The organism is Pseudomonas sp. ICMP 10191 (assembly GCF_001467335.1).
In the GTDB taxonomy this organism is placed as follows: domain Bacteria; phylum Pseudomonadota; class Gammaproteobacteria; order Pseudomonadales; family Pseudomonadaceae; genus Aquipseudomonas; species Aquipseudomonas cerasi.
In genome coordinates this window covers 1-6,846 of record NZ_LKGW01000142.1, presented here as the reverse complement: position 1 = coordinate 6,846, position 6,846 = coordinate 1, and the positions used below count along the sequence as shown (strand labels likewise).

The window sequence follows — 6,846 nt, the reverse complement described above, 5'->3', positions numbered from 1 at the left end:
CCGTCGTGGATATCCGCCCAATCAGCGGCATTCCAGTGGGCGTGCAGGCTGCGCCCGCTGGCGTGTTTGTCACACAGCACGTCGTGGTCGAGCAGGGTATTGCAGTCGTCAATATGACGATCAGCNCGCAACATCACGCGCCCGGAATGGCACCAGTACCAGCTCGAGTGCATCCAGCACGAACCGAGCAAGTTTGACGCTATCGACTTCGGCGCCGTCGTGGATATCCGCCCAATCAGCGGCATTCCAGTGGGCGTGCAGGCTGCGCCCGCTGGCGTGTTTGTCACACAGCACGTCGTGGTCGAGCAGGGTATTGCAGTCGTCAATATGACGATCAGCTGGGACGCTGCGCCAGGCGCGGTTGCGTATGACGTGGAATGGCGCTGGGGCTCGCGTGAGTGGATCAAGGTGCCGCGCACGGGCGAACAGTCGGTTGAGGTAGCCGGCATCTACTCCGGCCAGTACATGGCCAGGGTACGCGCGGTCAGTGCGCTGAACGTTTCGTCGTTGCCTACCACGTCGCAATTGACCAATCTGGAAGGAAAGGTGGGGCTGCCTCCTGCAGTCACCAGCCTGACCGCCGAAAGCTTGCTGTTTGGGATCGGACTCAAGTGGTCTTTCCCGCCAGGCGCAGAAGACGCCCAGCGCACTGAAATCTGGTACGCGCTGGCGAACGATCTGAAAGCAGCCACGAAGCTGGCCGACCTGGCTTACCCGCAGGCTGATTACGTCATGCAGGGTCTGCGCGCCGGGCAGACGTTCTTTTTCTGGGCGCGCCTTGTGGATCGCACCGGCAACATCGGCCCGTGGTATCCATTGGTCGATGGCGTTGTTGGGACGGCAAGCGCCGATGCAACAGCGGTTCTCGAGCAGATCGTGGGCAAGCTCACCGAAAGCGCGTTCGGCAAAGACCTTTTGTCGAGAATCGAGAAAATCGACGGCGACGGTCCCGAGTCGGTCAACGCTCGCTTGGCGGAACTCCGGACCGCGCTGAACGAGCAGATCGCAGATGTCGACGGCACTTTGGCGGATGTCCGGGCAGAGCTGCAACAGCAGATCGACAACATAGCCGACCTTGCCGACTCGATGCCGTACAAGCCAGATGCGACCTACACGGCCGGGCAGGGCGTACTGGGCTCAGACGGCATCATTTATCAAGCCACGCAGAACGTACCGGTCAACACTCCGCCGCCGAACACCACCTACTGGCTGAACGTTGGTCAGGCTGTGGCGACGGCTGTGGGGTTGGCGTCGCGGGTGCAGACCGTAGAAACAAAGGTCACTTCCATTGAGGGCGTCAACACCGCCCAGGCGCAACAGCTCAACGGCCTGCAGACTTCTCTGGATGGCAAGGCCTCGGCCAGCAGCGTGCAGTCCATCGGCAACCGGGTAACCGACGCTGAGGGGAAGCTCACCAGCCAGGGCTCGGCCATTACGGGAATCAACACCGAGCTGTCCGGAAAAGCCAGTGCCGCTTCGGTGCAGGCGCTGGGTAACACAGTCACACAGCAAGGCCAGGCGATAACGGCGCAAGGCCAGGCGATTACGAACGTGACGGCGGGCCTCGCAACGGTTGGCGGGCAGAATCTCGTCTACAACCCGTCTTTTGAGAAGCGTGGCGCTACCATCCCCACAATCGCGGACGGGTGGGAAATCGGCGGACCAGCAACAGGGACCGGCACAAGTCTTGTGCAGTCGGGTATAGACCCCAAAGGGTTGGCTCAGCGGGTTGATTTCACTGGCCTGACTGCATCCACGTACATGGACGTAGTGCCAGCACCGGCTAAGCGGCCCTCAGCAGCGCCGGGACAGCCGTTTACGTTCTTCGTGAATTTCCGAGCGACAGCAGGTCTGATCGTCAGGATTTTTCTGCAGCCCTTGAACTCTTCAAGCGGAGTGCTGCAGACCGTGAACTCGGTATCGATGGTCGCCACGGGCTCATGGCAACTACACAGCTTGACGATTGCCTCGTTGCCAACTGATACCACCAACGTGCACATGATCACGCGAGTTTCTTCTGTCAATTCTCAGACCTCCGGGTTTTTGGAAGTAGACAGGGCTCAAGCTCAGATCACCACGAAGGTGGAAGGATGGAGAGACAACGCCGATACGCTGAAGGCCGAAGTCGCCGGACAGGCCGAAGCCACCAGCGCGATCGGTGCCCGTGTAACGCAGAACGAGACGAGCATTACCAGCGCCAGCAACCAGCTGGTGTCGCTAAGCAACAGCGTGGGCACATCGGGCGGGCAGAATCTTTTCTTCAACCCGGCCTTCACCAAGGAAAGTGCAGTCGCCGGCGCAGCGGAAGGTTGGCAAATGGACGCTGGTACCGGGGGCGCGGGCACCGCTTCGCTCGTGACTTCCTGGCTGGTCAGCTCCGAGAAAGCCCAACGCCTTGACGTTACTGGCCTGAACCTCTCAGCCAATTACCGAGGCATCCGGATATCGCCTGCGAACTACCGGCCAAAGGTCACGGCCGGTAACTCGGTGGTTGCATCGTGCTACGTGCGCGCCACTGCGGGATTGGTGTTCAAGATATTTATCCAAGGCGTTAACGCTGCGGGCACCGATGCTGTGACCGTTTCGGGGCCTCTAATTGTGGCTACTGGCGGCACTCAGCGAATCGTTTATGACTACCCGAACCTGCCGGTCGGTACTGCCTCTGTGCAGGTCTATTTCCGGCTGTACGGATCGGACACGGTCGGCTCGGGTTTTGTGGAGTACACGCGAGCGCAGCTCGAGATAGGCACCACAGTCACCGGCTGGAGGGACAACAATGGGATTCTGGGTGCAGAGCAGGCTACTACAGCGTCTGCTGTGGCTGGCCTCAACTCCAGCGTAACCCAGCAGGGTGCCAATATCACCGCAGTCAGCGGCCAGGTTACCGCGCTGAAAGCTTCGTTGGCAGGCGAGGGCTCCAACTTCGCTGCATCGCCAGCGTCCTGGGAGTTCTTGAACACCCTGAACGGATTCAGCGCGGGCATTCAGGCAGGCAGCCCGACGCTGGTGGCTAACCCGACGTTCGCGCGCATGACTGGCGCGGGCCAGTTCTTCAAGAACGGAGGCATTGACGCCAATGGGACCACCTACCCATACCTGCGGATGCGGTTCAAGCGCGCCAACTCGACCCGAACTGCGGGCCTGCTGTACTGGGCCAACCAGGACGGGGTGCTTTCCGAGGCGCGGGTTATCGGCTTCAAGGTCGACATTACCACCACGGACTGGCAGACCGTGGAGATCGACCTTTCCGGCAATACTGGATGGGTAGGGAAAACCAATACCGCGATCCGACTGGACATCGTCAACAGCGGTGACACCAGCGCGACCGTGGACATGGCCTACATATCCATTGGCAACAAGATGCCCGGCGCTTCGGCGGCGGCACTTTCGTCGACCACGGCTACGGTGACGCAGCAGGGCGCGACTATCGGTCAGCAGGGGGCTGCAATCAGTGCTCAGGCAACACGTATTGATGGGCTCGGGGTGTCTGTCGGGAATGCCAACAGTGCGGTCCAACGCGAAGAAACAGCGAGGGTAAATGCCGACGCGGCCATTGGAAGAAGCATTGATAGCCTAAGTGCATCTATGGGCAACGCCTATTCAGCAATCCAGAGCGAATCAGGCACCAGGGCAGATGCCGATGGTGCTTTGTCGCGTAGGGTCGATGATGTGCAAGCCACGGCGGGTAACGCCAATGCGTATGCACAGCAGGCAATCAACGCTGCGGCATCCGCAAATGGAAAAATATCAAGCTCATACGCCGTGAAATTAGGGACGACGGCAAACGGCATTCAATGGGCGGCGGGCTTTGGCCTTGGGCTAAGTAATGAAACTGGGCCAACTCAATCTCAGTTCGTTGTTAGTGCTGACTCGTTCGTGGTTCTAAACGGTAACCCGAACAACGGAGCCGTGTTTTCTCCCTTTGCAGTCGAAAATGGGCAGGTGTTCATTGCTGATGCGGTAATTAAAAAAGCCACTATCACTAATGCGCTGGTAGGGCAAAGTATCTACTCGTCGACATTTAATAATTTCGGCCAGCCGTTAATGACCGCTGACTTCAATACAGGGCAGTTGACGATTCAAAACAGGACTAAGAGCGGAAGTTATTGCATCTTAAGAGAGGATGGTTTGTTCGCCGTATCCGGTGGCGTCGTTCTTATGGAATTAACATGGTAGAGGTTTAGTATGGCTGGCATGATCCTTCGCAACAAGCAAGGCCAAACAATAATGGACCTTACCATGAGTATCAGTCAGAACATGGGGTGGGTTGATACTGGGGGAGCCAATGGATCGGCATCGTTGCCTTCTGCTCCAGACGGTAAGGCGATGTACTATCACGTTGTACCTCTGGTCGATCTTCAGAGGGAGAAGGGTAAGCGTCCGGGGGTAACCTTGTCGGGTAACTCCTTGACGTGGAACTACTCGTTTGCTCCGGGTTGGGGATACTTCGCCGCGAATTGTCGAATATTTTTCGGGTACTTCTAATGCCGCTTATTTTCAGAAGACCCAACGGCTCGCTTGTGTTCAACAGTGATTACGTGGCGTATGGTTTGGTGAAAAGCGCCTACCTCTCTGCAGATGAGACATGGCCGAGGAAATACCTCAGAGGCTCTAACGTAGATCCTAATGACCCTAACAGTTATCAGGACTCGTTTCGGTCGGGTGATCAGATGTTTAGCGTCACGGTTAATGATGCTCAGTCCCCGATGTGCTTTCTAACCGGAAAAGGAACCCTGCAGGGTAGCTACCGAAATGGAGATGCCATGAAGTTCTTTTTCAGTGGTGCAGACTCCAATACCAAAGTTTACGTTTTTGATTTGATGCGTGATACTGCGGGTAGCCCACCATTTTTTAAAACTAGAAATGCTTCAGGTAAGATAACCTTTAACTCTCTTCAGACGCCTTTGAATATTGCATATTCTATTCAGGCTCCACAGCCAAGTGCGACGGATAGATATGGCAAATATCCATCGCCCTACAACGGGGGCAGTTGGCAGAGCATAAGAGCGCAAACAGCAAGCGTCGATCCTGTCGCGCACTTTGTGGTTGACGTGAGTTTGCCAGCAGGGGAATACGCAGCATATTTAAACTTTGCACGAAACTGCCTAGGTATATGGGGTAACCCGCTCACCAATGTAAACGGGCAATACGTAGGTATGTCAGAGGGTGCCTACGGCAGGTCCGGAGGCATCAGCTTTATGTTTGGCCCTGCTGGCGCGACAACAGATATCACGGTGGGCTCTACCTCGGCCTACACGTTGCCTGGCAGCGTTGATCAGTTGCCGCTGGACAGAATGCCGACTGCATTGGTCGTCAATACCGCAGTTCTACCGTTTCCATTCAATTGATTCATAACGCCGGAGATTCACCATGCCTTTCATCGCAATCAACAGTAGCAATAGCTTCGACGCTACCAACAGCACACGCTACGCCACCGAGGCCGAGGCTGACAGCCGCGCGCGCGAAATCTTGAACCAGTTTCCCACCGCCCAGGTGTTCACCGCTCAGCTGCTCAAGGACTACAGCGCCAAAGTCACCGTCACGGCCAAGGCCTCTGCTGACCCAGTCAGCGATGCAAGCGCGGATACAGCGTCGGCGTAACCGCACCGCAAGATCCCGGCCCGCCCAGTGCGGGCTTTTTGTTGCCCGGAGAAAACCGAATGTCCATAACAGCGCAGCAACTGCTGCAGATCCTCCCGAACGCCGGCCAGAGAGCCGGCGTTTTTGCACCCGTCCTCAACACAGCGATGAGCAAGTACCAGATCGTGACCCCGCTGCGCATCGCGGCGTTCATCGCCCAGGTCGGCCATGAGTCCGGTCAGCTGCGTTACGTCCGCGAGTTGGGCGGCAGCGCCTACCTGTCGAAGTACGACACCGGCAAGTTGGCTGAGCGCCTTGGCAACACGCCCGAGGCGGATGGCGACGGCCAGCTTTACCGTGGCCGTGGGCTGATTCAGGTGACTGGACGTGCCAACTACGAGGCTTGCGGTGAGGCACTGGGCCTGGACTTGGTCAACCATCCCGAATTGCTCGAGCTGCCGCAGCACGCCGCGATGTCGGCGGCGTGGTTCTGGCACCGGGCCGCGCTCAATACGCTGGCCGACAAGCGCGAGTTCGTGACCATCACCAGGCGCATCAACGGCGGCACGAACGGCCTGGCTGATCGGCAGGCGCTTTATGAGCGGGCGCTTGAGGTGCTGGCGTGAAGGCCCTGCCGTGGAAGGCGGGCGGCCTGCTGCTGATCCTGCTGGCGCTGGCCGGTGCGCTGTACGGGGCATACCTGCACGGTGTGTCCGTCACCGATCTGGCATGGAAGGCGAAGTGGGCAGAGGAAGTGAGCGCCCAGACCGAAGCGGTGGCCACCACGACCACCGAGTACCGAACCGAAGAGCAACGCCGCCAGAAAGCGGCCAACCAGGTGGCAAACCATGCAAGACAAGAACAGACCGCTGCGCTTACCGATGCTGCTGTCGCTGACGCTGCTGGTGACCGGCTGCGCGTCGAAGCCGGAAAGCTGGCAGCCGCCACCAGTTGTGCCCCCAGCGATACCGGCGCTGCCGAACGAGGCAAGGCAGCCACCCGCGCCGCCATGGTGCTCTCCGACCTGCTCGGCCGGGCTGACGCGCGAGCGGGAGAGCTGGTATGACGAATCCCGAATAGCCGGCCTGGCGTGTAACCGCTTTGTCGATGAGCTATCCAACACCACCAATTCAGCCAGGCCGTAGGCCGCCGGGGAAGCACTGTGCAGACAGCAACAAAGCAAGAAACCTACGACCGCACGATGAAAGTCACGTTGGCAGTGAAGGCGAACGGCGGGTCGGTGACGGTCCAGATCCAGGCCGGTGA

Annotated in this window: 3 protein-coding genes and 2 pseudogenes; all 5 read left to right on the top strand. The window is 58.5% G+C overall.

Features of this window, described 5'->3' with window-relative positions; translation table 11 throughout:
• Positions 1-126: 126 nt before the first annotated feature.
• Positions 127-4,176, top strand: a pseudogene (locus AO388_RS21900) (phage tail tip fiber protein); the annotation flags it as partial.
• Between the two features lie 587 nt (positions 4,177-4,763).
• A complete protein-coding gene (locus AO388_RS21890; protein ID WP_236713934.1) occupies positions 4,764-5,348 on the top strand; it encodes a hypothetical protein in 585 nt (194 codons plus the stop codon).
• A gap of 22 nt (positions 5,349-5,370) precedes the next feature.
• Positions 5,371-5,601: a hypothetical protein gene (locus tag AO388_RS21885; RefSeq protein ID WP_058417109.1), complete on the top strand. Its 231-nt coding sequence runs from the start codon at positions 5,371-5,373 to the stop codon at positions 5,599-5,601.
• Between the two features lie 59 nt (positions 5,602-5,660).
• Positions 5,661-6,206: a glycoside hydrolase family 19 protein gene (locus AO388_RS21880; RefSeq protein ID WP_058417108.1), complete on the top strand. Its 546-nt coding sequence runs from the start codon at positions 5,661-5,663 to the stop codon at positions 6,204-6,206.
• A pseudogene (locus AO388_RS21875) lies at positions 6,203-6,725 on the top strand (DUF2514 domain-containing protein). Before AO388_RS21880 ends, AO388_RS21875 begins: the two are co-directional and overlap by 4 nt.
• Positions 6,726-6,846 lie beyond the last annotated feature (121 nt).